This window comes from Stenotrophomonas sp. 112478_Sma (assembly GCF_056479905.1).
Genome location: NZ_CM151072.1, coordinates 862,198 through 887,914 on the forward strand (window position 1 = coordinate 862,198; position 25,717 = coordinate 887,914).

At 65.7% G+C, this 25,717-nt stretch carries 19 protein-coding genes and 6 tRNA genes; 14 read left to right on the forward strand and 11 right to left on the reverse strand.

Annotated elements, in window-relative coordinates; translation table 11 throughout:
* Window positions 1-56: 56 nt before the first annotated feature.
* The 8 genes from ACZK08_RS03925 to ACZK08_RS03960 all read right to left on the reverse strand — a co-directional run bounded on the left by ACZK08_RS03925 (window position 57) and on the right by ACZK08_RS03960 (window position 12,979).
* Entirely contained in the window at window positions 57-596 is a 540-nt protein-coding gene (locus ACZK08_RS03925; RefSeq protein ID WP_053519442.1) for a phosphatase PAP2 family protein, read from the reverse strand.
* A complete protein-coding gene (locus tag ACZK08_RS03930; RefSeq protein WP_065182471.1) occupies window positions 577-1,722 on the reverse strand; it encodes a glycosyltransferase family 4 protein in 1,146 nt (381 codons plus the stop codon). Before ACZK08_RS03930 ends, ACZK08_RS03925 begins: the two co-directional genes overlap by 20 nt.
* Window positions 1,723-1,888: 166 nt before the next feature.
* Window positions 1,889-4,819: a TonB-dependent receptor domain-containing protein gene (locus ACZK08_RS03935; RefSeq protein WP_065182470.1), complete on the reverse strand. Its 2,931-nt coding sequence runs from the start codon at window positions 4,817-4,819 to the stop codon at window positions 1,889-1,891.
* 294 nt (window positions 4,820-5,113) lie between these two features.
* Entirely contained in the window at window positions 5,114-6,640 is a 1,527-nt protein-coding gene (ppx, locus tag ACZK08_RS03940) for an exopolyphosphatase (RefSeq protein WP_053519439.1), read from the reverse strand.
* A gap of 359 nt (window positions 6,641-6,999) precedes the next feature.
* Window positions 7,000-9,087, reverse strand: a complete 2,088-nt coding sequence (ppk1, locus tag ACZK08_RS03945; RefSeq protein WP_053519438.1) for a polyphosphate kinase 1 — start codon at window positions 9,085-9,087, stop codon at window positions 7,000-7,002.
* 4 nt (window positions 9,088-9,091) lie between these two features.
* Window positions 9,092-10,420 carry a phosphate regulon sensor histidine kinase PhoR gene (gene phoR, locus ACZK08_RS03950; RefSeq protein ID WP_065182469.1) on the reverse strand — a complete coding sequence of 443 codons (1,329 nt, stop codon included), beginning with the start codon at window positions 10,418-10,420 and terminating at the stop codon, window positions 9,092-9,094.
* A gap of 106 nt (window positions 10,421-10,526) precedes the next feature.
* A complete protein-coding gene (gene phoB / locus ACZK08_RS03955) occupies window positions 10,527-11,216 on the reverse strand; it encodes a phosphate regulon transcriptional regulator PhoB (protein WP_053519436.1) in 690 nt (229 codons plus the stop codon).
* A 116-nt stretch (window positions 11,217-11,332) separates the two neighbouring features.
* Entirely contained in the window at window positions 11,333-12,979 is a 1,647-nt protein-coding gene (locus ACZK08_RS03960; RefSeq protein WP_053519435.1) for a M48 family metalloprotease, read from the reverse strand.
* A gap of 142 nt (window positions 12,980-13,121) precedes the next feature.
* Between ACZK08_RS03960 and grxC the strand changes: the two genes are divergently transcribed.
* The 4 genes from grxC (at window position 13,122) to ACZK08_RS03980 (ending at window position 15,992) form a co-directional block, all read left to right on the forward strand.
* Complete coding sequence (grxC, locus tag ACZK08_RS03965; RefSeq protein ID WP_004154541.1) at window positions 13,122-13,412, forward strand: glutaredoxin 3; 291 nt, start codon at window positions 13,122-13,124, stop codon at window positions 13,410-13,412.
* Window positions 13,409-13,801: a carboxymuconolactone decarboxylase family protein gene (locus ACZK08_RS03970; protein WP_053519434.1), complete on the forward strand. Its 393-nt coding sequence runs from the start codon at window positions 13,409-13,411 to the stop codon at window positions 13,799-13,801. Before grxC ends, ACZK08_RS03970 begins: the two co-directional genes overlap by 4 nt.
* A 227-nt stretch (window positions 13,802-14,028) precedes the next feature.
* Complete coding sequence (locus ACZK08_RS03975) at window positions 14,029-15,033, forward strand: isocitrate dehydrogenase (protein WP_053520418.1); 1,005 nt, start codon at window positions 14,029-14,031, stop codon at window positions 15,031-15,033.
* A gap of 197 nt (window positions 15,034-15,230) precedes the next feature.
* The gene (locus tag ACZK08_RS03980; RefSeq protein ID WP_065182488.1) at window positions 15,231-15,992 is read left to right on the forward strand and encodes a sulfite exporter TauE/SafE family protein; all 762 of its coding nucleotides are present in this window, start codon (window positions 15,231-15,233) and stop codon (window positions 15,990-15,992) included.
* Between the two features lie 3 nt (window positions 15,993-15,995).
* Here ACZK08_RS03980 and ACZK08_RS03985 read toward each other — a convergent pair whose 3' ends face one another.
* On the reverse strand, window positions 15,996-16,616 hold the full coding sequence (locus ACZK08_RS03985; protein WP_065182468.1) for a flavin reductase family protein: 621 nt from the start codon (window positions 16,614-16,616) through the stop codon (window positions 15,996-15,998).
* Between the two features lie 77 nt (window positions 16,617-16,693).
* Window positions 16,694-17,449, reverse strand: coding sequence for a Bax inhibitor-1/YccA family protein (locus ACZK08_RS03990; protein ID WP_053520416.1), 756 nt, complete (start codon window positions 17,447-17,449; stop codon window positions 16,694-16,696).
* Window positions 17,450-17,630: 181 nt separating this feature from the next.
* Here ACZK08_RS03990 and ACZK08_RS03995 point away from each other — a divergent pair.
* The 5 genes from ACZK08_RS03995 (at window position 17,631) to ACZK08_RS04015 (ending at window position 18,468) form a co-directional block, all read left to right on the forward strand.
* Window positions 17,631-17,707 (forward strand) — tRNA-Pro (locus tag ACZK08_RS03995).
* 39 nt (window positions 17,708-17,746) lie between these two features.
* Window positions 17,747-17,823 (forward strand) — tRNA-Arg (locus ACZK08_RS04000).
* A 173-nt stretch (window positions 17,824-17,996) separates the two neighbouring features.
* Window positions 17,997-18,073: transfer RNA gene (locus tag ACZK08_RS04005), tRNA-His, on the forward strand.
* Window positions 18,074-18,152: 79 nt separating this feature from the next.
* Window positions 18,153-18,228 (forward strand) — tRNA-Lys (locus ACZK08_RS04010).
* A 164-nt stretch (window positions 18,229-18,392) separates the two neighbouring features.
* Window positions 18,393-18,468 (forward strand) — tRNA-Lys (locus ACZK08_RS04015).
* 44 nt (window positions 18,469-18,512) lie between these two features.
* Here ACZK08_RS04015 and ACZK08_RS04020 read toward each other — a convergent pair.
* The gene (locus ACZK08_RS04020; protein ID WP_081284423.1) at window positions 18,513-19,172 is read right to left on the reverse strand and encodes a DUF2306 domain-containing protein; all 660 of its coding nucleotides are present in this window, start codon (window positions 19,170-19,172) and stop codon (window positions 18,513-18,515) included.
* Window positions 19,173-19,316: 144 nt separating this feature from the next.
* Between ACZK08_RS04020 and ACZK08_RS04025 the strand changes: the two genes are divergently transcribed.
* The 5 genes from ACZK08_RS04025 to lon all read left to right on the forward strand — a co-directional run bounded on the left by ACZK08_RS04025 (window position 19,317) and on the right by lon (window position 25,598).
* Window positions 19,317-19,401, forward strand: a tRNA-Leu gene (locus ACZK08_RS04025).
* A gap of 189 nt (window positions 19,402-19,590) precedes the next feature.
* Window positions 19,591-20,886, forward strand: a complete 1,296-nt coding sequence (gene tig, locus ACZK08_RS04030; RefSeq protein WP_053520350.1) for a trigger factor — start codon at window positions 19,591-19,593, stop codon at window positions 20,884-20,886.
* Window positions 20,887-20,962: 76 nt separating this feature from the next.
* The gene (gene clpP, locus ACZK08_RS04035) at window positions 20,963-21,589 is read left to right on the forward strand and encodes an ATP-dependent Clp endopeptidase proteolytic subunit ClpP (protein WP_053520351.1); all 627 of its coding nucleotides are present in this window, start codon (window positions 20,963-20,965) and stop codon (window positions 21,587-21,589) included.
* Window positions 21,590-21,715: 126 nt separating this feature from the next.
* Window positions 21,716-23,005: an ATP-dependent Clp protease ATP-binding subunit ClpX gene (gene clpX, locus ACZK08_RS04040; RefSeq protein WP_053520352.1), complete on the forward strand. Its 1,290-nt coding sequence runs from the start codon at window positions 21,716-21,718 to the stop codon at window positions 23,003-23,005.
* Between the two features lie 142 nt (window positions 23,006-23,147).
* On the forward strand, window positions 23,148-25,598 hold the full coding sequence (gene lon / locus ACZK08_RS04045) for an endopeptidase La (protein ID WP_053520353.1): 2,451 nt from the start codon (window positions 23,148-23,150) through the stop codon (window positions 25,596-25,598).
* Window positions 25,599-25,717: the final 119 nt, after the last annotated feature.

Genomic DNA, 25,717 nt, shown 5'->3' on the forward strand with positions numbered 1-25,717 from the left:
CTGCATTCTAGGTCATCGCGGATACCGGTAGCGCCGGGCCATGGCCGGCGAGCGCATCACACCGGCAGCGGCAGCCAGGCCAGGCTGGCCGACGCCAGCAGTGCGGCGATGCCGGTGGCGGCCAGCACATCGCTGGGGTAATGCAGGCCCAGCACGACCCGCGACAGGCCCACGCCGAGGGTGAACGGCACCAGCAGCGGCGCCAGCCAGGGGTAATAGGCCAACGCCACGATGGTGAACGACACCGCGTGCAGGGTATGCCCGGACGGGAAACTGAACTCGTCCAGCGGGGCCACCCAGGCCCGGATGCGCAGATCCGCGGCATACGGGCGGGGGCGCCGGGTCCAGCGCTTGAGGCCCTTGTACAGCAGCAGCGCGGCCAGGCCGGTGGCGGCCATGTGCACCGATGCGCGCAGCCCGTCGAAGCCATCGATCGCCACCAGTACACCCATCAGCACGTACCAGAACACGCCGTCGCCAAGCCGGCTGATGATCGAGAACAGACGGCGCACGCGGCGGCGCCGGCAATAGTGGTTCGCCCGCCGGCACAGGCGTGTTTCGCTGCCGCGCAGCAGTTCAAGCGGCGTGGTGCGCATGGCCAGTCCTCCGGGTGTTCGCCAGCTCGGCCAGCAGCGCATCGAACTCGGCCACCACCTGCTGCGGATGCAGCCGCTTCATCGCCCGTGCGGCCTGGCTGCCCAGTTCGCGGCGCAGCGTGTCATCGCTGGCCAGCTGCACGGCCGCTTCGACGAACTGCTCGTCGTTGTCCACGGCGGCACCGTTCTCGCCGTTGCGCAGGTACTCACGCGCCGCGCCGTAATCGAAGGCCACCGTGGCCAGGCCGCTGGCCATGCTTTCCAGGGTCACGTTGCCGAAGGTCTCGCTGCGGCTGGGGAACAGGAACAGATCGCCGCTGGCGAAATGGCGGGCCAGCGCTTCGCCGCGCTGGATGCCGCAGAAGATGAAGTCGGGGTTCTCATGCGCCAGCTTCTCCCGTGCGGGCCCGTCGCCGACCCAGACGAAGCGTGCCTTCGGCCGTATCTGCTGCAGGCGGCGGAACGCCTTCACGGCCAGTCCGAGGTTCTTCTCGGCGGCGATGCGGCCAACGTAGATCGCTGCCAGGCCATTGCCGTCGATGCCCCATTCCTCGCGCAGGGTGGGGTCACGCCGGCCCGGGTCGAACTGCTGGCTGTCGACCGCGCGGGCCAGCAGCCGGACGCGCTCGAAGCCCTGTTCGGCAAGGAACTGTTGGAGCTCGCGGGTGGGCACGAGGGTGGCGTCGGCCTGGTTGTGGAAGCGGCGCATCCAGCGCATCGCGGCGGCCTGCAGCCAGGCGACCCCGTAGTCGGGCAGATACTCGTCGAAGCGGGTGTGGAAGCCACTGGCTACCGGGATGCCGAGGCGCCGCGCGGTACGCAGCGCCGACCAGCCCAGCGGGCCTTCGGTAGCGACATAGATCGCATCCGGGCGCTGCTGCTGCCAGTGGCGACCGAGCCGGATCGGGGCCGGCAGGCCGAACCGCAACCCGGGATAGCGGGGCAGGGCGGCGCCGGGCACCAGCAGGGTACCGGGAGCGGAATCCAGCGCTTCACTGGCCTGGCGTGGCCGGATCAGGTCGATCTCGTGCCCGGCCGTCCGCAGGCCCTGTTCCAGTCCCTGCACGGTCAGTGCGACGCCGTTGACTTCCGGCGGATACGTCTCGGTGACGATGGCATAGCGCATGGCGGGCCTCCGGTTTCCCGGCATGCTCGGGCCTGGCGATGTAGCCGACATGACGGCTTGGCGACACAGGCATGACAGACGCGCAGGAGTGCCGGCTGCGGGGCCGGGGCCAGAAAAAACCACGGCCCCGAAGGGCCGTGGTCGTGGAGCGTCGCAGTGCGATCGATCAGAAGCGCTGCTGGTACTTCATGTAGATGAAACGACCGATGTCGTAGCCACCGTAGTACGAGAACGCGGAGTTCGGCTTGCTGTACATGATCGGGCCGGACTTCTCGAACACGTTGTTGGCGCCGACGGCGACGGTCGCATCCCACGGCAGGTTGTAGCGGAACTGCACGTCGTGGAAGGTCACCGAACCACGCTCGTTGTAGTTGCGCGAGCCCTTGTACCACGGTGCATACACGCCCGGATCGGAGCACTCGTCCGGATACAGACCGATGTTGGAGCAGGTCTCCTTCACGCCCGAGTAGTAGCGCGCGGTCCAGGTCACCCCGAAGTCACCCAGATCGTAGCCCAGCGCCAGGTTCGAGCGGACGCGGAAGGCGCTGCCGATGCCGTTGGTGACGATCGGAACGATCGAGCTGTCGTTCGAGGTGCGGTAGGTCGCACTGGACACGTAGGTGGTGGCCGAATTCACGTTGAACTTGCCGAACCGGGTGTCCAGACGGTAGCTCACATCCAGGTCGTAACCTTCGGTTTCCATGAAGCCCGCATTGCGGTTGCCGAACTTCAGGTTGGTCACGATGCCCGTCACCGGGTCACGCTGGAAGCGCGTGCAGCGCGAATCGATGCCTGCTTCGTAGCAGTCCTGCAGGATCTGGGTCGGCGTATCGGCAATGATCGTGTTGTCGATGCGGATCTTCCACCAGTCCAGCGAGGCGTTGAAGCCCTGGATGAAGCTCGGGCTCCAGACCAGGCCCAGCGTCTTGCTGGTCGAGGTTTCCGGAGTCAGCTGCGGATTGGAGCCGGAGGTGAATGGCACCGGCGTGGCATCGGTGGAGGTGTTCACCGGAGTGCCGCCCTGGCGCAGCTGGCGGAAGGTATCGGCATTGGCGATGTCGCGGGCGCAACGCGCACGGACTTCGGCGCTGGAGGCCGAGGAACCGAAGCGGGTGTCGCACGGATCGCTGAACTGCGCGAAGGTCTCGGAGCCACCACCGAACAGATCGTTGATGGTCGGGGCGCGGAAGCCCTCCGCCCAGGTGCCACGCACCATCAGCGAGTCGATCGGCTTCCACTTGAAGCCGAACTTGCTGTTGAGGGTGTTGCCGAAGGTGTTGTAGTCCGAGAAACGGGTAGCACCGTTGAAGCTCAGTTCCTTCGCGCCCGGCAGATCGGCCAGCACCGGAACGTTCACTTCCAGGTAGGCTTCATTGACGGTGTAGTCGCCACCGGTCGGGCCAGCCGCGAGGTTGGTGGTGGCGCCGGTCTGGGCCAGGGCATCCGGGGTGTACTTGCCTTCTTCCTTGCGGCTTTCCACGCCGAAGGCGAAGCCGAGGTCACCGGCCGGCAGGGTCACGATGCTGCCCGCGATGCTGGCGAAGAAGTTCTTGGAGGTGGTGCGGCCCTTGGTGATCTCATCCGGGAACAGCCACGCCTGCAGTTCTTCGTTGCCATAGATGCCATCGGCAGCGGTGGTGCCGTACGGAACCAGCGGGTTCCACGGCTTGCAGACGTCGTAGGAGATCGGAGCAGCGGCCGTGCCGCACTGCACCTTGCCGGTGGCGGCGTTGAAGAAGGACGGACCTACGCCGGCCGCGACGCGACCCTTGTGCAGGTTGCCGGTCGCCACCGATTCCAGCTCGTTGCGGTTGTACTGGTAGCCCACTTCCCAGTCGAAGTAACGCTCGCCGATGTCGAACGAGCCGTCGAACGACGCGACCGCGCGGTAGGTCTTCAGCTCGCTGGTGGTCACGCGCGGCACTTCCCAGGTGCGGCGGTTCCAGGCCACCGCAGTCGGGGTGGCGAAGCCGTGCTGGTTGCCGAACGGGTTGAAGTAGCTGTCGATCGACATGGAGCCGACACCGGCGGTGCTCGACTGCAGCGGATAGCCCGCGATCTGGCGGGTGGACTCGCGCTGGTTGTAGCCCAGCTCGGTGCGGAAGTTGACGTTGTCGGTGATCTTGAACCGGCCGTCGAAGTAGATCGAGTCGCGCTTGACCGGGTACATCACGTGCATCTGGTCGTTGGCGTTGCTCACGTCACCGGTGAAGGGCGTGGAGTTGGTGAGGTGGTAATTGGCCGGATTGGTCGGGTCCGTGCCACGGTTGAGCGAGTAGCCACAGCCTGCCGGAGGCGTCGCATTGCAGCCGGGACCGCGCACGCCGGTGAACTGGCCGTACTGGCTGATGGTGGTCCAGTTGCTGCTGTCGTTCGGGTGGCGATCGGTCATGCCGTACTGGCTGAAGCCGCGGTCACGTGCCCACACGCCCTTCTCTTCTGCATGCTCGGCCGACAGGGTCAGCGAGATGCGGTCGTTGTTCCAGCCGGCGACCACGTCGAAGCGGTCGCGCGCGCCGTCGCCCTCGCTGTACTGGCCGTGGTAGACGTTGGCGGTCACGCCGGTGACGTTGGAGCGGGTGATGATGTTGACCACGCCAGCCATGGCATCCGAACCATAGATCGCAGAAGCGCCGTCCTTCAGCACCTCGATGCGCTCCACTGCCGACACCGGCAGGGAGGAAACGTCCTGGTAGCCGGACGTGCTGATGCCCAGGCGCTTGCCGTTGACCAGCACCAGCGTGCGCTGCGTGCCCAGGTTGCGCATGTCGATGTAGGTGCCGCCCGCGTTCTCGCCTGCGGTCAGCGCGTTGGCGCGGCTGATTGCCGGGCTGCCCATCGCGGTGACGTTCTGCAGGATGTCGGCAACCGAGCTGAAGCCCTGGCGCTCGATATCGTTGCGGCTGATCGCGAACACCGGCTGGGCGGTTTCCACGTCGACCTGACGGATACGCGAACCGGTGATCTCGATACGGTCCAGGTTGGTCGGCGAAGCAGTGCTTTCGCTCTGGGCGAACGCGGGCAGTGCCGCCAGCGTTGCAGTGGTAGCCAGGGCATAGCGGATCGCCTGCCCCAGGGCGGTGGTGCGTGAAGTCATACGAGCTCTCTCTCTCTCAGGTCGTGCAACGGACGCCAAAAAGGGCGTCGAAGAAGCCGGAAGGTCGTGCGACCGGACCAGCAACCCGATAGTAGTCTCGTTGGTTAATGCTGTGTAAATAGGGCGTGTCGAACAAATTAACGCTTTGTCACAAATCCTCACAAAAAATGAACAAAAGCAATCGCTTACGATGCCGTCGCGGATGGACCCCCAACGACGGGCTAACGCGATGCAGCAGGAAAAGCCGCCAGATTGCGCAAAGTGTCACCGAATGTAACGCCGAGGCGCGCGTATTCAGGCAACGAAGGGACGGAACTGGATGCCGAGGCCGGCGATGCCGTCGGTCTCGCCGATCAGGTCGGCGCGCAGCAGCGGCCGGGCGTCGATGAACGCCTGCGGCACGATCAGCGACAACCGGTTGTCATCGGCGGTCAGTTCCAGCGGCGGCAGCGGAGCGTCCTCATGGGCACGGTTGAGCAGCACCGCCAGGCGCAGCAGCGCGGCCAGCCGCCGCGCGGTCAGCAGCAGGCGCTCGGGCAGGGCGTCGAACGCGGTCTTGCCCACGCTGCGGCGATGGCTGCGGACCAGGGCCGCCAGCATCTGCTGCTCCTGCCGCGAGAAGCCGGCGATGTCCGAGTGTTCCAGCACGTAGCTGCCATGCACGTGATAGCCGCTGTGGGCGATCATCAGCCCCAGCTCATGCAGGCGTGCCGCCCAGCCGAGCATGCGGGCATCGTCAGCGTCGAGCTTCCAGCGTTCCTGCACCTGCTCCAGCAGCGACAGGGCGGTGTCCTGCACGCGGTCGGCCTGGACGGTGTCGATGCCGTAACGGTGGGTGAGCGCAGCGACCGATTCGTCGCGCAGGTCGTTCTCGCCGGCACGGCCGACAATGTCGTAAAGGATGCCTTCGCGCATCGCGGCCTTGCTGACCAGCAGCTTCTGCAGGCCCAATGCCTGGAAGGCCGCCTCCAGCACCAGGATGCCGCCCGCGATGATCGGGCGGCGATCGCTGGACAGGCCCGGCAGCACGATGTCGTCGATCTTCTTGGCCTTGAGCAGCTCGTCGCGCAGCTGTGGCAGGGCTTCGGCGGTGATCGCCCCCTTGCTCAGCTTCATCGTCGCGCAGATCTCGCTGATCGCCTTGTGGGTGCCCGAAGAACCCAGTGCCTCCTGCCAGCCCAGCGCACGGTACTTGCTGGCGAAGGGCTGGAACTCGCGACCGATCTCGGCCAGTGCATCCTTCCAGCGCTTCTTGCTGAGCTTGCCGCCCGGAAAGAAGCGGCGGGTGCTGGCAATGCAGCCGGCCTGCAGGCTCTCGCGCTCGAGGGTCTGCATGCCCATGCCGATGATGAACTCGGTCGAGCCACCGCCGATGTCGATCACCAGCCGGCGCTCGCCCGGTTTGGGCGGCTGGGCATGGGCGACGCCCAGGTAGATCAGGCGCGCCTCCTCGCGGCCGCTCACCACTTCAATGGCATGGCCAAGCGCGGTTTCGGCGGGAACCAGGAACGACTGCGGTGAACGCAGCTGCCGCACGGTATTGGTGGCCAGTGCACGCACGCGGTGCGACGGGACATTGCGGATGCGCTGGCCGAAGCGGGCCAGGCATTCCAGTGCGCGTTGCCGTGCCGCAGCCGACAGGCCCCCCTTGCCATCCAGACCGTCGGCCATGCGCACGGTTTCGCGCAGGCGGTCGATCACCCGCAGCTGGCCGAGCGTGTAGCGCGCGATGACCATGTGGAAACTGTTGGAGCCAAGGTCGATGGCGGCCAGCAGGTCGCCATCCTGCAATGCGGGCGGAGTCGTGGTGGTATGCGGCATGGGCGAATGTTAGCCGAAGGGGCGGTGTGCTCGTCACCGCATGGCCTTCACATTTTGTCGGGGGGGCGTTCGGTAGTGCCGGCCGCTGGCCGGCAAGGTCAACGTCAACGTCAAAAGCGGGTTTTCTGAGGGATGGCGGGGTGGGTCCGGATGAGGGGGACGCCGTCAACCCATCCCTGGGGGCTTGGTCGCGGCATCCATGCCGCTCACACCCCCTCAACCGGACCCACCCCGCCTTCGACAGTTGGCCGCGGTCTGCCGGAACGACACGGGGTCGGATCCCGTTGCTGCGCAACGGGCTCTGCCCCCGGTTTTCTACATTGGACGCATTGTGCCGACCAAGGCCGGCACCTACCGGGTCAGAGACCCTGCATCAATGCCATCTGCGCCGAATGCGGGGCCTCGTCGTGGGCCGGGGCACGCTTGTGATAGATGCCATCGGCATCCAGTTCCCAGGCGTTGAGGTTGTCGTCCAGATAGTTCTGCAGGACTTCGCGGTAGACCCGCTTGGCCAGCGTCGGATCCAGGATCGGGAAGCAGGTCTCGACCCGCCGCAGCAGGTTGCGCTCCAGCCAGTCGGCGCTCGCGCAGTACAGTTCGGGCGCACCATCGTTGCCGAACCAGTAGACCCGGCTGTGTTCCAGGAAGCGGCCGACGATGGAGCGGACACGGATGTTGTCGGACACGCCCGGGACGCCGGGACGCAGGGTGCAGGCGCCACGGATGATCAGGTCGATCTGCACTCCGGCCTGCGAGGCGGCGTACAGCGCGCGGATTACCTGGGCCTCGTTGAGGGCGTTCATCTTGGCGATGATGCGTGCCGGGCGGCCCGCGGCCGCGATGCGCGTCTCGCGCTCGATCCGCGCCAGGATGCCGGTATGCAGGGTGAAGGGCGACTGCAGCAGGCGCTTGAGCTTCATCTTCGAGGCCAGCCCGGACAGCTGCTGGAACAGCAGGTGCACATCATTGCCGATGTCCGCGTCGGCGGTGATCAGGCTGATGTCGGTGTACGCGCGCGCCGTACCGCTGTGGTAGTTGCCGGTGCCCAGGTGCACGTAACGGCGCAGCTTGCGGCCTTCGCGACGCACGATCAGCAGCATCTTGGCATGGGTCTTGTAGCCGACCACGCCATACACCACCTGTACGCCGGCTTCCTGCAGGCGATCGGCCAGCCCGAGGTTGGCCTCTTCATCGAAGCGTGCGCGCAGCTCGACCACCACGGTCACATCCTTGCCGGCACGTGCAGCCTGGATCAGCGCATCGACGATCAGCGAATCCTTGCCCGTGCGGTACAGGGTCTGCTTGATCGCCAGCACGTTCGGATCCAGCGCCGCCTGGCGGATCAGGTCGAGTACGGCCGCGAACGCATCGAAGGGATGGTGCAGCAGCAGGTCCTGGCGCGCCACGGTCTCGAAGATGCCGTCGGTGTCGCGCAGCGTGCGCGGCGTCATCGGCGGATATTTCAGGTCCGGCTGCGCGATGAGGTCGTACAGCTGGATGATGCGGTTGAGGTTGACCGGGCCGTCGATGCGATACACCGCGTTCTCGGTCAGGCCGAAGTTCTGCAGCAGGGTACGCACGATCTCGCGCGGCATGTCATGGGCGATTTCCAGCCGCACCGCCGGCCGGTAGCCGCGGTCGACCAGTTCATCGCGCAGTGCCAGCGCCAGGTTCTCCACTTCCTCCTCGTCCACCACCAGCTCGGAATTGCGGGTCACGCGGAACTGGTAGGCGCCCTGGACCTCCATGCCCGGGAACAGTTCATCCACGAAGGTGGACAGCACCGAGGACAGGAACACGAAGTTCTGCGAGCCACCGAGTTTTTCCGGCAGCTGGATGATGCGCGGCAGCGAGCGCGGTGCGCGCACGATGGCCAGGTGGCCGGCGCGGCCGAATGCATCGGTGCCCTTCAGCACGACGACGATGTTCAGCGACTTGTTGAGGATCTTCGGGAACGGATGCACCGGATCCAGGCCCAGCGGCGACAGCACCGGCATGATCTCGTTGCGGAAGTAGGCCCGCAGCCAGCGCTTCTGCCGGTGGTTCCACGAATGGCGGCCGAGCACGCCGATGCCGGCATCCATCAGGGCCGGGCGCAGTGTCTCGTTCCAGCAGCGGTACTGCTGGTCCACCAGTTCGGCGGCGCGTTCATGGATGGCGTTGAGGATGGCCTGCGGGCTCATCCCGTCCGGAGCCGGCGGCAGGCCGTATTCCTGCGCGTGGCGGACAGCGGCGGCCCGGATCTCGAAGAACTCGTCGAGGTTGGTGCAGGAGATGCACATGAAGCGCAGGCGCTCCAGCAGGGGCACCTGCGGGTCCATGGCCTGGGCCAGCACGCGGAAGTTGAAATCCAGCTGCGACAGTTCGCGGTTGATGTACAGCGCCGGATCGCGCAGCGGATCGTTGTCCGGGCTCACGGGGAGAGGGAGGGATCCGAGGCTGCTCATGGCTTCATTCTTCGACGGAGGTCAGGGGGGCGGACTCGCGCTGGCGCACGTGGTCGGCATCGAAATGACAGGAGAACACCGATCCTTTGCCGACCTCGCTTTCGATCTCCAGCCGCGCATGGTGCAGGCCGAGGATGTGCTTGACGATGGAAAGGCCGAGGCCGGTGCCGCCGCTCTCGCGCGAGCGGCTGCTGGAAACGCGGTAGAAGCGCTCGGTCAGCCGCGGCAGGTGGGTTGCCGGGATGCCATAGCCGGTATCGCGCACGGCCAGCACCGCGCCGTCGCCTTCGCGACGGAACTCGACGGTGATGCGGCCGTCGGCCGGCGTGTAGCGCACTGCATTGGTGACCAGATTGGAGAAGGCGCTGTGCAGCTCCTTGGTCGAGCCCTGCAGGTCGACGCCGGCAAGGTCCTCGATGCTGATCTGGTGGCGACCCTGGCTGTGGGCCTCGGCTTCGCGACGCAGCGTGGCCAGCATCGGCTGCATGGCCACGACTTCCTCTTCGGTGTGCTCCTGCGACTCCAGCCGCGACAGGGTCAGCAGGTCTTCCACCAGCTGGGCCATGCGCTGGCTCTGCTTGCGCATCTCTTCAAGCATCGGGCCGGTGCCGGGGAAATCCTCCGGATCCATCATGTCCAGGTAGCCGTGCACCACGGTGAGAGGGGTGCGCAGCTCATGTGAAACATTGGCGACGAAATCGCGGCGGACCTGCTCCAGGCGCAGCAGCTTGCTGACATCACGGGCGATCAGCAGCCAGTAGTCCGACGAATACGGAATCAGGCGGAGGTTGAGGCGGATCGCTGGATCGACCGGCGAGGGCACGTCCAGGATCGGCTCGGCGTTGCGACCACCGGCCAGCCAGTGGGCCAGCGGCATCGGCTGCAACCGCTCGACAAGGGCCTCGCCCAGGTCGCCCGGGTGGTGCAGGCCAAGCAGGGCCGTGGCCGCTTCGTTGAACCACTGCACGCGCTGGCTGTTGCGGTCGAGCACCACCACTGCGTCGGGCAGCGCGGCGGCCGCGGCGCGGTAGCTGCGCAGCATGTCCAGCAGGCGCCGCTTGCGCACGCGCATTTCGACCTGGTTGCGGTACAGCAGGCGATCCAGTTCATTCCACACACCCGTGCCTTCGGCGGTATCCCAGCGCTGGCGCGCGGTCAGCCGGCGCAGCACGCTGCGCAACCGCCAGTAATGCCAGGCCAGCGTCGCCAGCGCGCCCAGTGCGACGCACAACCACAGATGGCCCGTGAACCATCCCACCAGTCCGGCGAACAGCAGTACCGCGGCGACGGTAGCCAGCGTCTTCAACCAGGCAGAGCGGATGTGGCGGGGCATTGCGGTCTCGTCGATGAGGTGCGGTGGTTCACTGGAATGAACCAAGGGTTATAGCAGAGTTGCCGGCATCGGCACCCGTGGGTGCCCGATGCCGGCACGACGGGACTCAGGTGGCGGTCGAGAAGCGGTAACCCGCGCCGCGCACGGTCTGCACCATGTTCTCGGCATTGAACGGTTCCAGCGTCTTGCGCAGGCGGCGGATGTGCACGTCGATGGTGCGCTCCTCCACGTACACGCTGCCGCCCCACACGTGGTCGAGCAGCTGGGCGCGGGTGTACACGCGCTCGGGGTGGGTCATGAAAAAGTGCAGCAGGCGGTACTCGGTCGGGCCGATCGGCACCGGCTGTTCGTTGGCGAACACGCGATGCGCGGCACCGTCGATGCGGATCGGACCGACCGCCACGCTGCCGTCCTCGTCGTCTTCGCGGGCGCGGCGCATGACCGCACGGATGCGGGCCAGCAGCTCCCGTGCCGAGAACGGCTTGACCACGTAATCGTCGACGCCGGCTTCCAGGCCGCCGACACGGTCGTTCTCCTCGCCACGCGCGGTCAGCATGATGATGGGCACCTCGCGGGTCAGCGTCTCCTTGCGCCAGCGGCGCGCCAGGTCCAGGCCGCTGGTGCCGGGCAGCATCCAGTCCAGCAGGATCAGGTCGGGAACACGGTCGGCGATCGCGGTCTGGGCTTCGCGGGCATCACCGGCATGAACCGGCTCGTAGTCACCCTTGCGCAGGGCGAAGGCGACCATTTCGCGGATCGCGGGCTCGTCATCGACGATCAGGATACGTTTCTGCACGAGGGCACCGTAGGGCTCGGTTACTGGACGGGTGCCAGTAGACTACGGTTTGATGACATGTTTGTGACCATCGGGCCGGAACCGCTCCCGATTGCCACGGACCGGTCATGCAGCGCTCAGCGGCGGTCCAGATCGGGGTCCTGCACGCCCTGCCGGCGCAGTTCCAGCACGGTCGGGGTGATCGATTCGATGCGCGCGTCGACCCGGGCCCGTCCTACGTAGTCCAGTGCGGGATTGCGCTTGAGTGCCTGCAGCTGCATCAGCGCCTGCTCCGGCCGGCCGCTGAGGAAGGCGGCCTCGGCGTAGGCCTCGCTGGCACGGACGCTGTCCCCGGCCAGTTCGCTGGCACGGGCGTAGCGCTGCTGGAACACCGGATCGTTACCACTTTGCGACAGCAGCGGCCGCAGCATGGCCTGCGCGCGCTGCCCCGCCTCGCGGTTGCCCTGTTCGTTGAGGATCTCGGCGTAGGTCAGCGCGACGGGCCGGCTGTTGGGATGCTCACGCAGCAGCTGCTCGAAACGGGCATTGGCCTGCGTGGCCTGGCCCGAGCGCGATTCGGCCTCGGCCAGGGCCAGGGCTACCCACAGGCTGTCCGGATGGGCCTGCAGCAGGCCGTTCAGGGTCTGCCGCGCCTCGCCGGCACCGCTGCGTCCCCCCCGCATCACCGCCAGGGCCTGGCCGTAGCGCTGGGCATCGTTCAATCCACTCTTCTGGCGTTTGCCCAGGTCGGCGTACTCGCGCTCCACCTCGCCGGTGGAGTCGGCACTGAGCACCCGCAACCGTTCACGTGCCCAGTCGAAGTCGCCGCTGGGGCCCCGGCTGAGCTGGCCAACCGGCACCCGCAGCACACTGCTTGGCAGCAGCGGGTTGCTGCCGCGCAGCAGCGGTTCGGACAGGGTCGGGTCGGCCGGGTCCACCCGTTCCCTGCGCTCGCCGCTGGGCGTGGTGGTGGTCAGCAGCACCGTGTCCTTCTTCATCTGCTCGGCGCGGGCCTTCGCTTCGCTGATGCGCGTGATGTTGACCGGGTGCGTGCGCAGGAACTCCGGCACGCTGTAGCCGCCCTCGTTGCCGCGCATGGCCGTCGACATCCGCTCGAAGAAGCCGGCCATCGCGTCCACGTCGTAACCGCTGCGTGACAGGGTGCGTATGCCCAGCCGATCGGCTTCCGATTCGTTGGAGCGGGTGTAGTTGATCTGCCGCTGCTGCATCAGGCCCATGCCCGAGCTGATCGCGGCCATGGTCGCATTGCCTGAAGAGGTGCTGTTGCTGGCCTGTGCCGCCACCACCGCCGCCAGCATGCCCAGCAGGATCGGGATCTGGTCGCGCTGGGCGCGCTCGACCCCGCGCAGCACGTGCTGCTGGGTGACGTGGGCGATTTCGTGTGACAGCACCGCGGCAACCTCGTCTTCGCGTTCGGCCGTCAGCACCAGCCCGGCGTTGACCCCGATGTAGCCGCCCAGGGTCGCGAAGGCGTTGATCTGGCGGTCCTTCATCACGAAGAAGGTGTAGGGCTGGCGCGGCTGGTCGCTGTTGGACCCCAGGCGGGTGCCCATGGTCTGCAGCCAGTCATTGACCAGCGGATCGTCCAGCAGGTAGCCATAGTTGCGCAGCTCGCGCAGCATCATCGCGCCGTACTCGGCCTGGCGGGCCGGGGTCAGCAGCTCGCCGGCCGAGGAGCCGATGTCGGGCAGCTTCTCCTGGGCCTGGGCCAGCGGCATGGCCAGGGCGAAGGTGACGGCGGTCGAAAGCAGCAGGGCTCGCAAGCGGGAGGTCCTCGGGCGGGGCGCGCCAAGCGTGGCAGGGCAGGGGGCAACCATTCGTTAATCCACAGTGTTGCGGTGGTAGCGTGGAAATTCCAGCGCACCGGTACCATATGTAGACCGTCGATCCATCGTGGAGTTTCCCGTGACAGCCCAGACCGCCGGCGGTGCCCCCGCCATCACCATCTATTCCACTGCCGTCTGCCCGTACTGCGTGGCCGCCAAGAACTTCCTCAAGAGCAAGGGCCAGCAGTGGACCGAGGTCCGCATCGACCTGGACCCGGCCGAACGCGAGAAGATGATGGCGCTGACCCGCCGCACCAGCGTGCCGCAGATCTTCGTCGGCGACGTCCATGTCGGTGGCTATGACGACATGATGGCGCTGCACCGTGAAGGCAAGCTTGAGCCGCTGCTGGCCGGGCAGGGCCAGGCATGAGCGCGGCCGACGACGGCAGCAAGGACCGCATCGCCGAGTTCACCGCGTTCCGCAAGCGCATGAACGAGCGCATCCTGGGCGAGCCGAACCAGGTGGTGCGCCGGTTCTTCGCGCTGGATACGCAGACCTACCAGGCCGGTGCGCTGGATGTGAAGACCAAGGAGCTGCTGGGGCTGGTGGCCTCGATGGTGCTGCGCTGCGACGACTGCATCAGCTACCACGTGGCCCAGTGCAAGGAGGCCGGGGTGACCCGCGAGGAGTTCTTCGAGACCTTCTCGGTCGGCCTGGTGGTCGGCGGCTCGATCGTGATCCCGCACCTGCGCCGCGCGGTCGATTTCCTCGACCAGCTCGAAGGCGGTGCCGCCGCCCCGGAAGCCCACGAGCACTGAGGGTAACGCCGGGCCATGCCCGGCGAATGACCGGACGCCCACCCGCCGGGCATGGCCCGGCGCTACCGGAATACGCGGGCAATTCTGCCTGAGCCGGGGACTGGGACCATGGTCTATTTGGGACCTCGGCCCCGGCTCAGGCATAATTGCCGGTGAAACTTCCTTTGCGCCGGCGTTTCCGGGCACGTCCGGACGGCGTTTTTTCCCCCTGTTCGGAACATCGATCAATGACGCAGAAAATTACGGTCATCCGCGGCGACGGCATCGGCCCGGAGATCATGGACGCCACCCTGTACGTGCTCGACCAGCTCAATGCCGGCCTGGAGTATGAAGAGGCCGACGCCGGCCTGGCGGCGCTGGAGAAGCACGGCGACCTGATGCCGGCGGTCACCCTGGACTCGATCGCGCGCAACAAGGTTGCCCTGAAGAGCCCGCTGACCACGCCGGTCGGTGGTGGCTTCACCTCGATCAATGTCAGCCTGCGCCGCCATTTCGACCTGTACGCCAACGTGCGTCCGGCCCACACCTTCCCGAACACCAAGTCGCGTTTCGACAACGTCGACCTGATCACCGTGCGTGAGAACACCGAAGGCGCCTACCTGGCTGAAGGCCAGGAAGTGTCGGCCGACGGCGAGACTGCCTTCTCCGGCACCCGCATCACCCGCAAGGGCTCGGAGCGCATCGTGCGCTACGCCTTCGAACTGGCCCGCAGCGTCGGCCGCAAGAAGGTCACCGCCGTGCACAAGGCCAACATCATCAAGTCGACCTCGGGCCTGTTCCTGAACGTCGCCCGTGAAGTGGCCGCCCAGTATCCGGACATCGAATTCCAGGAAATGATCGTCGACAACACCTGCATGCAGCTGGTGATGCGCCCGGAACAGTTCGATGTGATCGTCACCACCAACCTGTTCGGCGACATCATTTCCGATCTCTGCGCCGGTCTGGTCGGCGGCCTGGGCCTGGCCCCGGGTGCCAACATCGGCAAGGATGCGGCGATCTTCGAAGCCGTGCACGGCACCGCGCCGGACATCGCGGGCCAGGGCAAGGCCAATCCCTGCGCGCTGCTGCTGGCGGCGGCACAGATGCTGGATCACATCGGCCAGCCGCAGAATGCCGAGCGCCTGCGCAAGGCCATCGTGGCGACCATGGAAGCCAAGGACTCGCTGACCGGCGACCTGGGCGGCACCGGCACCACCATGAGCTTCGCCAAGGCCATCGCCACGCGCCTGTAAGCGGTGGCGGGACCTTGCCTGGATTTCCAGCGGGGCGCCTTCGGGCGCCCCGTTGCGTTTGGGTGCCTGCGCATGCTCTGCGCAGCTCATGTGGTGTGGCGGCACCGAAAGTGCGCACGCTCGTCGAGCACCTTGCCACGCACTACGCTGCCCAGGCCGGCGTGGCAGCGTAGCCATGGGGTCGTAGCGAGGTGATGATGGATTCGGTGTATCTGCTGGTCGCACTTGGAGCGATCGTGGCGGGATTCGTGCAGGGACTGTCCGGCTTTGCGTTCGGAATGGTCGCCATGTCGTTCTGGGCGTGGGGGCTGGAGCCACGCCTGGCGGCTACGCTGTCGGTGTTCGGCGCGCTGGTGGGTCAGCTGGTGGCGGTGTTCACCGTGCGGCGCGGATTCAATCTGCGTCTGCTGCTGCCCTTCGTCTTCGGCGGCCTGGCGGGCATTCCGCTGGGCGTGATGGTATTGCCGCAGCTGGACATGGACTGGTTCAAGGCCCTGCTGGGAGGCTTCCTGGCACTGTGGTGCCCGGTGATGCTGATGGCCCGTTCGCTGCCGCCGATCACCACGGGCGGGCGCATCGGCGACACCGTGGCGGGCATGGCCGGTGGCGTGCTCAGCGGCATCGGCGGCTTCGCAGGTCCCGTGCCCACGTTGTGGAGCACGCTGCGTGGTTTCGGCAAGGAGGAGCAGCGCGCGGTCATCCAGAACTTCAACCTGGCGATGCTGTCGGTCACCATGGCCACCTACGTCGGCAGTGGCCTGGTCACCCGGCAGATGTTGCCGTACTTCGCTGTCGTCGCCCCGGCCATGCTGCTTCCGGCGCTGCTGGGCGCGCGGGTCTACATCGGCATCAGCGAGGCGCGGTTCCGCCAGATCGTATTGAGCCTGCTGACGCTGTCGGGCATCGCACTGCTCACGTCCTCGCTGCCGGCCCTGTTGGCGCGCCCGGTTACCGGCTGAGATTCAGGCCGGCCGGAACATGCGGAAACGCTGCTCGGCACTGACGCGGAAATAGTCGGCCGGTCCACCGCCGCGCAGGATCGTGTCGGCGGCTGCAGTGTCGTAGATGCCATCGACCAGCAGTCGTGCCTCGATATGGACGGCGACCACCTCGCCGAGCACCAGCCAGCCGTTGGTGTCCTGTCCGGCGGCATCGCGCAGGCGGACGATCTGGGTGCAGCGGCATTCCATGCTGACCGGGCTTTCTGCAACACGCGGCGGCTTGACCTGCCCGGAAGCCAACGGCGTCAAGCCGGCCAGCGTGAACTCGTCGACGTCCCGCGCGACCGCCCGGCAGCTCTCGTTCATGGCTTCGGCCAGGTCGAAAGTGGCCAGGTTCCAGACGAACTCGCCCGTCGCTTCGATGTTGTGCAGCGAGTCCTTGCGGCCCTGGCTGGAGAAACCAATGATCGGCGGCGTGTAGTTGAAGGCGTTGAAGAAGCTGTAGGGCGCCAGGTTCAACGCGCCGTCGGCAGTGCAGCTGGAAATCCAGCCGATCGGGCGGGGTCCGATGATGGCGTTGAACGGGTCATGCGGCAGGCGATGGCCGTCAGCGGGGCGATAGCTGTGGAAGAGGGCAGGCATGGCGGGGTCGAAAGGGGGGGAGGGGAACAGAAAGGGCGCCACGGAGGCGCCCTTTGTCGTCTTCAGCCTGACCGGAATCAGCGCTGCTGGATCTTTGACAGCAGGCGGAGGAACTCGACGTACAGCCAGACCAGGGTCACCATCAGGCCGAATGCGCCATACCACTCCATGTACTTGGGCGCGCGCTGGGCCACACCGCTCTCAATGAAATCGAAATCCAGCACCAGGTTCAGCGCGGCGACCACGACCACGAACAGGCTGAAGGCGATGCCCCAGCCGCTGGAGGAGTGGATCAGCGGGACTTCGATGTTGAAGAACGACAGCACGAACGACGCCAGGTAGAGCAGGGCGATGCCACCGGTGGCGGCGACCACGCCGAGCTTGAAATTCTCGGTGGCCTTGATGACGCCGGTGCGGTAGGCCACCAGCAGGGCAGCCAGCGTGCCGAAGGTCAGCAGCACGGCCTGGAATACGATGCCCGGGAACCGCAGCTCGAACACGGCGGAAATGGCGCCGAGGAACAGGCCTTCCACCAGCGCGTACAGCGGTGCGGTGACCGGCGACCATTGCTTCTTGAACACGGTGACCAGCGCCAGCACCAGGCCGCCGATCGCGCCGCCCATGGCATACAGCTTGGCGGCCGGCAGCACCTGGCCGAAGGCCACGGTCTGGTTCCAGGCGAAGGCTGCGGTCAGCACGGTCAGCAGCAACAGGATGCCGGTCTTGTTGACGGTGCCGTTGAGGGTCATCGCCTGGTCGGGGCGGGTCACCACCGAGCCGTTGGCGAGGTCGAGGAAAGTCGACTCGGAAAGAGCCGGGTTGCCGCTGCGCATGCGCGTTCTCCGTGCGAATGAGGGATCAGGAAGGCCATCCGGCCGACGATGTCGAGCATAGCCGATGGCCACTGGCACTGCCGTGACCGCGCGCCCGGGACAGATCGCTGCGTTGACAGTTCGCCGCGTGCTTGGCGACAATGGCCAACTCCCCGGGCTTGGCTCGAGGGGATTGCAAGACCGGGGTATAGCGCAGTCTGGTAGCGCGCCTGCTTTGGGAGCAGGATGTCGGGGGTTCGAATCCCTCTACCCCGACCAATCCCACGCCACGTCGGATTGGACGCCGTTCCGGTTCGGGCGCCCGTAGCTCAACTGGATAGAGCACCGGCCTTCTAAGCCGGCGGTTACAGGTTCGATTCCTGTCGGGCGCGCCATTGGCGAAGCACCGGGACCGCATCGGCGGATGTGAAGAAAGGCTTGCAAAAGCGTGAGGACTCCACCAGAATATCGGACTCGCTTCGGCGGCCCGAACTTCGGTGACGGTCTCCAGGCAAGGCTTCAAAGCTCCAGCGCCAGCAGCATTGGCGATGAAGCGAATGTTTCAGTGGTGGCTGTAGCTCAGTTGGTTAGAGTACCGGATTGTGATTCCGGTGGTCGGGGGTTCGAATCCCCTCAGCCACCCCACTGATTCAACCGCATCGGCACAGCCGACACGGTGTTGCAATAAACAGAATGCACGCTATAATGTGCGTCTGAGTTTCACGGGCCGTTAGCTCAGTTGGTAGAGCAGTTGACTCTTAATCAATAGGTCCAAGGTTCGAATCCTTGACGGCCCACCAAGACAGAAGCCACCTGGTACCCCAGGTGGCTTTTTTCTTGCCTGCAGGCCGCGCAAAGGGCATGCGAAGCACCTTGGGTCGTGGCACGCATGCATCGATCAACGATGTTGAAAAAAAGCTTGCACCCCGTGTGCGCATCAGGTCATAATTCGCGCCCCGATTTCGGGCTGTTAGCTCAGTTGGTAGAGCAGTTGACTCTTAATCAATAGGTCCAAGGTTCGAATCCTTGACAGCCCACCAGACGAAAGCCACTTGGTCCGCCAGGTGGCTTTTTTCTTGGGTGTTCAGCGGCTGCCGGACGGCTCTGCGAGTGTGCCGATGGACACCAGGCGCCTTCCTGCTTCATGCACCATCAACGGCAGGGCCCAGCTCAGCACCAGCAGGCTCGGCACCATCACCAGGGGCGATGCCAGCTGCATGAGCGCAGGCACCAGCAGCGACAGGCGGAACACCGCGGGTGACAGCGTCACCAGGTAGCTGCGCAGCATCCATCGCCGGTGCTGCTCGACGTCGCCACGCCGGATGCTGCGATAGCCGCAGAATGACGTGACCAACCACGCCAGGCCGGTCGCAGCGAACGCCATTTTCAGTGCCAGCCAGCCCTGGGTGGTGGCGATCAGGCCGGCGACAGCGGCGCTCCCCAGCAGGATGCCGGCCAGGTAGATCCGTCCCAGCCAGCGATGCAGCCGGGGACGGTGTCGCCGCAGGGGACCGATGAACTGCGTGGCGCCAGCCAGCATGGCCAGGCTGCCGCCGGCGACATGCAGCCACAGCCAGTTGCGACGCTCCCAGAACATGCCATAGGCCTCGGCGCTGACCTGCCCGTAGCGCTGTGCGGTGACCCACAGGAAGTGCAGCGCGACTGCAAGACCGAGCAGCCAGACGAGTGTGGACCAGCCGGGCATCCGGGCCTGCAGGGGCGTGCGGAGTGGGGTGCGTTCCATCGGGGCAGACCGGGTGGCGGCAACGGCACGAGTCTACGCGCACGTGCCGGCGCCTGCGCGTGGGTGCCTGGACTACGTATTCAGGTTTGTCACGCCTTCCGCTTTGTGCACCCGCCTGCGACAATGACGGCCTGTGCCGGCCACGCGAAAGTGGCGGAATTGGTAGACGCCCTGGATTTAGGTTCCAGTGCCGCAAGGCGTGGGGGTTCGAGTCCCCCCTTTCGCACCAGTGCCGGCCTGCCTCCGCCCCCGCCGGGCGTTCCCGAGGCGCTTGCCCGGCCTGCGCTGGCAGTGCACGCCGAATTGGGCGAAACTAAAGGGCTGCGGCAAGCAGGCGCGTCCCGGACGCCGTCACCTTACAACCGTTTCATCCATCATCGAGCCGGAGGCCAGAGCGCCACCGGTGGCAGGAGTCAACATGCAAGCTTCGATCGAATCCATCGGCAACCTGGAACGCCGCCTGAGCTTCTCGCTGCCGGAAGACCGTCTGCAGAGCCACATCAACGGCCGCCTGGGCGAAATCGCCCGTACCACCCGCATCAAGGGTTTCCGTCCGGGCAAGGTGCCGGCCAAGGTGATCGAGCAGCGCTTCGGCGCGCAGGTCCGTGGCGAGGCGCTGGACGGCCTGCTGCGCGAAACCTTCGACGCGGCCGTGCGTGAGCACGATCTGCGCATCGTCGGCAGCCCGCGCATCGACAAGGGCGACGAGGGTGAGTTCTCCTTCGTGGCCACCGTGGAAGTGGTGCCGGACTTCGGTGACATCGACGTCAGCAAGCTGACCGTGGTGCGCCACACCGCCGAGATCACCGACGCCGACATCGACCAGATGATCGAGAACCTGCAGAACCAGCGCCGCACCTGGGCACCGGTTGCGCGTGGTGCGCAGGATGGCGACCTGGTCGCGGTCGAAACCTGGTCCCAGGCCGGCGAAGAGCGCCTGCCGGCCGAAGGCACCGAGAAGGGTTCGATCGTGCTCGGCCAGGGCATGATGTTCGAGACCATCGAAAAGGGCCTGGTCGGCCTGGCCAAGGGCGAGGAAAAGACGCTGGACGTCGATTTCCCGGCCGACTGGCGCGTGCCGGTGCTGGCCGGCAAGACCGTGCAGGTCACCGTCAAGGTTGCCGAAGTGTCCGAGCCGGTGGTGCCGGCGGTCGATGAGGCCTTCATCAAGAGCTTCGGCGTGAAGGGCGGTGATGTCGAGCAGTTCCGCAGCGACATCCGCGCCAACCTGGAGCGCGAGCTCAAGGGCGCGCTGATGAACCGCCTGCGCCGTGAAGTGGGCGAGCAGCTGATCGCCGCCTATTCCTCGGTGGAAATGCCGCCGCGCCTGGTCGAGAACGAAGCCCGCGCGATGCTGGCCCAGCAGGTCGAGCAGATCCGCCGCAGCGGCCGCAACCCGGGCGAGATCCCGGCCGATGCCCACGAAGGTTTCAAGGACGCCGCCGCCAAGCGCGTGCTGGTCGGCCTGCTGGTCGGCGAAGTGGCGCGCACCAACGATCTGCGCCTGGAGCCCAAGCGCCTGAACGAAACGCTGCGTCTGATCGCCTCGACCTACGAAGAGCCGGAGCAGGTCATTGAGATGTACCGCAACGACCCCCAGCTGATGTCTGGTCTGCAGAACCGTGTGATGGAAGAGCAGGTGATCGACTGGATCGCCGAGCGCGCCCAGCACACCGAAGAGAAGCTGTCGTTCCAGGACGCGATCCGCCAGTAAGTCCGGGCGGATCACCGTATGCCCCGCGCCCCTGCCGGCGCGGGGTTGTTTCCCCCCAAGATAGGTACCTCACGTAATGGACAACCGAACCAAAGCCCTGAACCTGGTTCCGATGGTGGTCGAGCAGACCAGCCGCGGCGAGCGTGCCTACGACATCTATTCGCGCCTGTTGAAGGAGCGCCTGATCTTCCTCGTGGGCCCGATCGACGATCACATGGCCAACGTGGTGGTGGCGCAGTTGCTGTTCCTGGAATCGGAGAACCCGGAGAAGGACATCAACATCTACATCAACTCGCCGGGTGGCGTGGTCACCGCCGGTATGGCGATCTACGACACCATGCAGTACATCAAGCCGAATGTGAGCACCACCTGCATCGGCCAGGCGGCCTCGATGGGTGCCCTCCTGCTGGCCGCAGGTGAAGCCGGCAAGCGCTATGCGCTGCCCAATTCGCGCGTGATGATCCACCAGCCGCTGGGGGGTTACCAGGGCCAGGCGACGGACATCGACATCCACGCGCGCGAGATCCTGACGCTGCGTTCGCGCCTGAATGAGATCCTGGCCCGCCACACCGGCCAGTCGCTGGAAACGATCGCTCGCGATACCGAGCGCGACAACTTCAAGAGTGCGGTCGAAGCGCAGGCCTACGGCCTGGTCGACCAGGTCCTGGAGCGTCGCCCGGATGAGTCGGTCCAGGCGGGTTGAGCCGCCTTCACGGGGCCAGGCAGGCCTCGTTCCTGCAGGGTCGGGCGGGACTGGTGTCCCTCCGGCCCTGTGCTATTCTCGAATCGAACCCCCGTTCAGCGGGTGGGGTAACTGGGTAAGCGAAGCATGAGCGAAGACCGCCAAGGTCGTTCCACGGACACCGGCAAGATCCTCTACTGCTCTTTCTGCGGCAAGAGCCAGCATGAAGTGCGCAAGCTGATTGCGGGTCCGAGCGTGTTCATCTGCGATGAATGCGTGGAGCTGTGCAACGACATCATCCGCGAAGAACTTGAGGAAAAGGCGCAGTCGGCGCGCAGCTCGCTGCCGAAGCCGCGCGAGATCCTCGAGGTCCTCGACCAGTACGTGATCGGCCAGAACCGTGCCAAGCGCACCTTGGCCGTGGCCGTATACAACCATTACAAGCGCATCGAGAGCCGGCAGAAGAACGACGACGTCGAGCTGGCGAAGTCGAACATCCTGCTGGTCGGTCCGACCGGTTCGGGCAAGACCCTGCTGGCCGAAACCCTGGCCCGCCTGCTCAACGTGCCGTTCACCATGGCCGACGCCACCACGCTGACCGAAGCCGGTTACGTGGGCGAGGACGTGGAGAACATCATCCAGAAGCTGCTGCAGAAGTGCGACTACGACGTCGAGAAGGCGCAGCAGGGCATCGTCTATATCGATGAGATCGACAAGATCTCGCGCAAGAGCGAGAACCCGTCGATCACCCGCGACGTGTCCGGCGAAGGCGTACAGCAGGCCCTGCTGAAGCTGATCGAAGGTACCGTGGCCAGCGTGCCGCCGCAGGGCGGTCGCAAGCATCCGCAGCAGGAGTTCCTGCAGGTGGACACCAAGAACATCCTGTTCATCTGCGGCGGCGCGTTCGCCGGCCTGGACAAGGTGATCCAGGCCCGTTCCACCGACGTGGGCAGCATCGGCTTCGGCGCCAAGGTGAAGAGCGCCGAGCGCAAGCAGGAAGTGGGCAAGCTGCTGGCGGAAGTCGAGCCGGAAGATCTGATCAAGTTCGGCCTGATTCCCGAGTTCGTCGGCCGCCTGCCGGTGGTGGCGACCCTGGAGGAGCTGGACGAGCCGGCCCTGATCAAGATCCTGACCGAACCGAAGAACGCCATCACCAAGCAGTTCAAGAAGCTGTTCGAGATGGAGAACGTCGAACTGGAGTTCCGTCCGGACGCCCTGTCGGCCATCGCCCGCAAGGCGCTCAAGCGCAAGACCGGCGCCCGTGGCCTGCGCACCATCGTCGAATCGGTGCTGCTGGACACCATGTACGACCTGCCTTCGCAGGAAAACGTCAGCAAGGTGGTGGTGGACGAATCGGTGATCGAGCACAAGTCCGAGCCGTACCTGATCTACCAGACCCCGGCGGCCCCTGAACAGAAGGCCGCAGGCGCCGAGTGATTCTTCCAAGTTGTTGATTGGAAAGAATTTTAAAGGAATGCCTTGCATCTGAAAGCCGATGGCCCCATAACGGGGCCATCGGCTTTTTTTGTCTCCGGAAGATGTCCTCCCGGAGGCGGTTTTCCCCTTCCCTGGAGCCCCCATGGCCCGTTCCCCAAGTGAAACCCTCGACCTGCCGGTCCTGCCGCTGCGCGACGTAGTGGTGTTCCCGCACATGGTCATCCCGCTGTTCGTCGGCCGTGACAAGTCCATGCACGCGCTCGAACAGGCAATGGAGGCAGACAAGCGCATCCTGCTGCTCGCGCAGAAGTCCGCCGAGACCGACGACCCGCATGCGGCCGATCTCTACCAGGTCGGTACGCTGGCGCAGGTGCTGCAGCTGCTGAAGCTCCCCGATGGCACGATCAAGGTGCTGGTCGAAGGCCTCTCGCGCGTGCAGGTGACCCATGTCGACGAACGCAACGGTTCGCTGCACGGCCAGGCCGTGGAGATCGACGCTGCGGACGAGCGCGAGCCGCGCGAGATCGAGGCGATCGCCCGCTCGCTGATGTCGCTGTTCGAGCAGTACGTGAAAACCAACCGCAAGCTTCCGCCGGAGCTGCTGCAGACCCTGGCCGGGATCGACGAGCCTGCGCGCCTGGCCGACACCATCGCCGCCCACATCAGCGTGCGCCTGGCCGACAAGCAGCGCCTGCTGGAAACGCTGGCTGTCGGCGAGCGCCTGGAGATGCTGGTCGGCCTGGTCGACGGCGAGATCGACGTGCAGCAGATGGAAAAGCGCATCCGCGGCCGCGTGAAGTCGCAGATGGAGAAGAGCCAGCGCGAGTACTACCTCAATGAACAGATGAAGGCCATCCAGAAGGAACTGGGTGACCTCGACGACGCGCCGGGCGAGCTGGAAGAGCTGGCCCGCAAGATCGCCGAAGCGGGCATGCCGAAGGCCGTGGAAGCCAAGGCGCGCAACGAACTGAACAAGCTCAAGCAGATGTCGCCGATGTCCGCTGAGGCGGCGGTCGTGCGCAATTACCTGGAGTGGCTGCTGGGCGTGCCGTGGAAGAAGCGCACCAAGGTGCGCAAGGACCTGAAGGCCGCGCAGGATACGCTCGATGCCGACCATTACGGCCTGGAGAAGGTCAAGGAGCGCATCCTTGAATACCTGGCGGTGCAGTCGCGGGTGAAGCAGATGAAGGGCCCGATCCTGTGCCTGGTCGGGCCGCCGGGCGTGGGCAAGACCTCGCTCGGCCAGTCCATCGCCAAGGCCACCAACCGCAAGTTCGTGCGCATGTCGCTGGGCGGCGTGCGTGATGAGGCCGAGATCCGTGGCCACCGTCGCACCTACGTCGGCTCCATGCCGGGCCGCATCGTGCAGAACCTCAACAAGGTCGGCAGCAAGAACCCGCTGTTCGTGCTCGACGAGATCGACAAGATGTCGATGGACTTCCGTGGTGATCCCTCCTCGGCGCTGCTGGAAGTGCTCGATCCGGAGCAGAACAACGCATTCAACGATCACTACCTGGAAGTGGACCTGGATCTGTCGGAAGTGATGTTCGTGGCCACCTCGAACTCGCTCAACATTCCGGGCCCGCTGCTGGACCGCATGGAAGTGATCCGCATCCCCGGTTACACCGAGGATGAGAAGCTCAACATCGCGACCCGCTACCTGGTGCCCAAGCAGATCAAGGCCAATGGCCTGAAGCCGGAGGAACTGGAAATCGGCAGCGATGCGATCCAGGACATCGTGCGCTACTACACCCGCGAGTCGGGCGTGCGCAATCTGGAACGCGAGATCGCCAAGATCTGCCGCAAGGTGGTGAAGGAGATCGCGCTGGCAGGCCCGCAGCCGGTGAAGGCCAGAAAGGGCGCGAAGAAGGCCAAGGCGCTGGTCACGGTGACCGGCAAGAACCTGGACAAGTACCTGGGCGTGCGCCGCTTCGATTTTGGTCGCGCCGAGGAAGAAAACGAGATCGGCCTGGTCACCGGCCTGGCCTGGACCGAAGTCGGTGGCGACCTGCTGCAGATCGAATCGACGCTGGTACCGGGCAAGGGCCAGTTGATCCTGACCGGCCAGCTTGGCAACGTGATGAAGGAATCGGCTTCGGCGGCGCTGTCGGTCGTGCGTTCGCGCGCCGATCGTTTCGGCATCGACAGCGACTTCCTGCAGAAGCACGACGTGCACCTGCACGTTCCGGACGGTGCCACGCCGAAGGACGGCCCGAGCGCCGGCGCGGCGATGGTGACGTCCCTGGTCTCGATGCTGACCAGGGTGCCGGTGCGTGCCGATGTGGCGATGACCGGCGAAATCACGCTGCGTGGGCGGGTCACCGCCATCGGTGGACTGAAGGAGAAGCTGCTGGCTGCACTGCGTGGCGGTATCCGCACGGTCATCATTCCCGAAGAGAACCGCAAGGATCTGGCCGACATCCCGGCCAACGTCACCCGTGATCTGAAGATCGTGCCGGTGAAGTACATCGAAGAAGTGCTTGATCTGGCATTGGAGCGTCCGCTGGCACCGAAGAAGGCGCGCAAGAGTGCGCAGCGCGTCACGGTACGTAGCAAGGCGAAACCGAGTGGAAACGCGCGCGTCAAGCACTGACGCGCGTTGCCGAATGGCCTGAAACCCGCGTCGTTGCTGGCTTTCCAGCTTGCGTGGGGGTAGGGCCACTGGTATAAAAGCAGCACTCGCAAATGAGTGATCGCTGTTGGCGATCTCTG

What these genes read in the sequence shown, in the direction of transcription:
- ACZK08_RS03925 (WP_053519442.1), bottom strand. Translation starts at nt 596, where the DNA reads ATGCGCACCACGCCGCTTGAACTGCTGCGCGGCAGCGAAACACGCCTG.
- ACZK08_RS03930 (WP_065182471.1), bottom strand. Translation starts at nt 1,722, where the DNA reads ATGCGCTATGCCATCGTCACCGAGACGTATCCGCCGGAAGTCAACGGC.
- ACZK08_RS03935 (WP_065182470.1), bottom strand. Translation starts at nt 4,819, where the DNA reads ATGACTTCACGCACCACCGCCCTGGGGCAGGCGATCCGCTATGCCCTG.
- ppx (WP_053519439.1), bottom strand. Translation starts at nt 6,640, where the DNA reads ATGCCGCATACCACCACGACTCCGCCCGCATTGCAGGATGGCGACCTG.
- ppk1 (WP_053519438.1), bottom strand. Translation starts at nt 9,087, where the DNA reads ATGAGCAGCCTCGGATCCCTCCCTCTCCCCGTGAGCCCGGACAACGAT.
- phoR (WP_065182469.1), bottom strand. Translation starts at nt 10,420, where the DNA reads ATGCCCCGCCACATCCGCTCTGCCTGGTTGAAGACGCTGGCTACCGTC.
- ACZK08_RS03970 (WP_053519434.1), top strand. Translation starts at nt 13,409, where the DNA reads ATGAGCGCGGCCGACGACGGCAGCAAGGACCGCATCGCCGAGTTCACC.
- ACZK08_RS03975 (WP_053520418.1), top strand. Translation starts at nt 14,029, where the DNA reads ATGACGCAGAAAATTACGGTCATCCGCGGCGACGGCATCGGCCCGGAG.
- ACZK08_RS03980 (WP_065182488.1), top strand. Translation starts at nt 15,231, where the DNA reads ATGGATTCGGTGTATCTGCTGGTCGCACTTGGAGCGATCGTGGCGGGA.
- ACZK08_RS03985 (WP_065182468.1), bottom strand. Translation starts at nt 16,616, where the DNA reads ATGCCTGCCCTCTTCCACAGCTATCGCCCCGCTGACGGCCATCGCCTG.
- ACZK08_RS03990 (WP_053520416.1), bottom strand. Translation starts at nt 17,449, where the DNA reads ATGCGCAGCGGCAACCCGGCTCTTTCCGAGTCGACTTTCCTCGACCTC.
- ACZK08_RS04020 (WP_081284423.1), bottom strand. Translation starts at nt 19,172, where the DNA reads ATGGAACGCACCCCACTCCGCACGCCCCTGCAGGCCCGGATGCCCGGC.
- tig (WP_053520350.1), top strand. Translation starts at nt 19,591, where the DNA reads ATGCAAGCTTCGATCGAATCCATCGGCAACCTGGAACGCCGCCTGAGC.
- clpP (WP_053520351.1), top strand. Translation starts at nt 20,963, where the DNA reads ATGGACAACCGAACCAAAGCCCTGAACCTGGTTCCGATGGTGGTCGAG.
- clpX (WP_053520352.1), top strand. Translation starts at nt 21,716, where the DNA reads ATGAGCGAAGACCGCCAAGGTCGTTCCACGGACACCGGCAAGATCCTC.
- lon (WP_053520353.1), top strand. Translation starts at nt 23,148, where the DNA reads ATGGCCCGTTCCCCAAGTGAAACCCTCGACCTGCCGGTCCTGCCGCTG.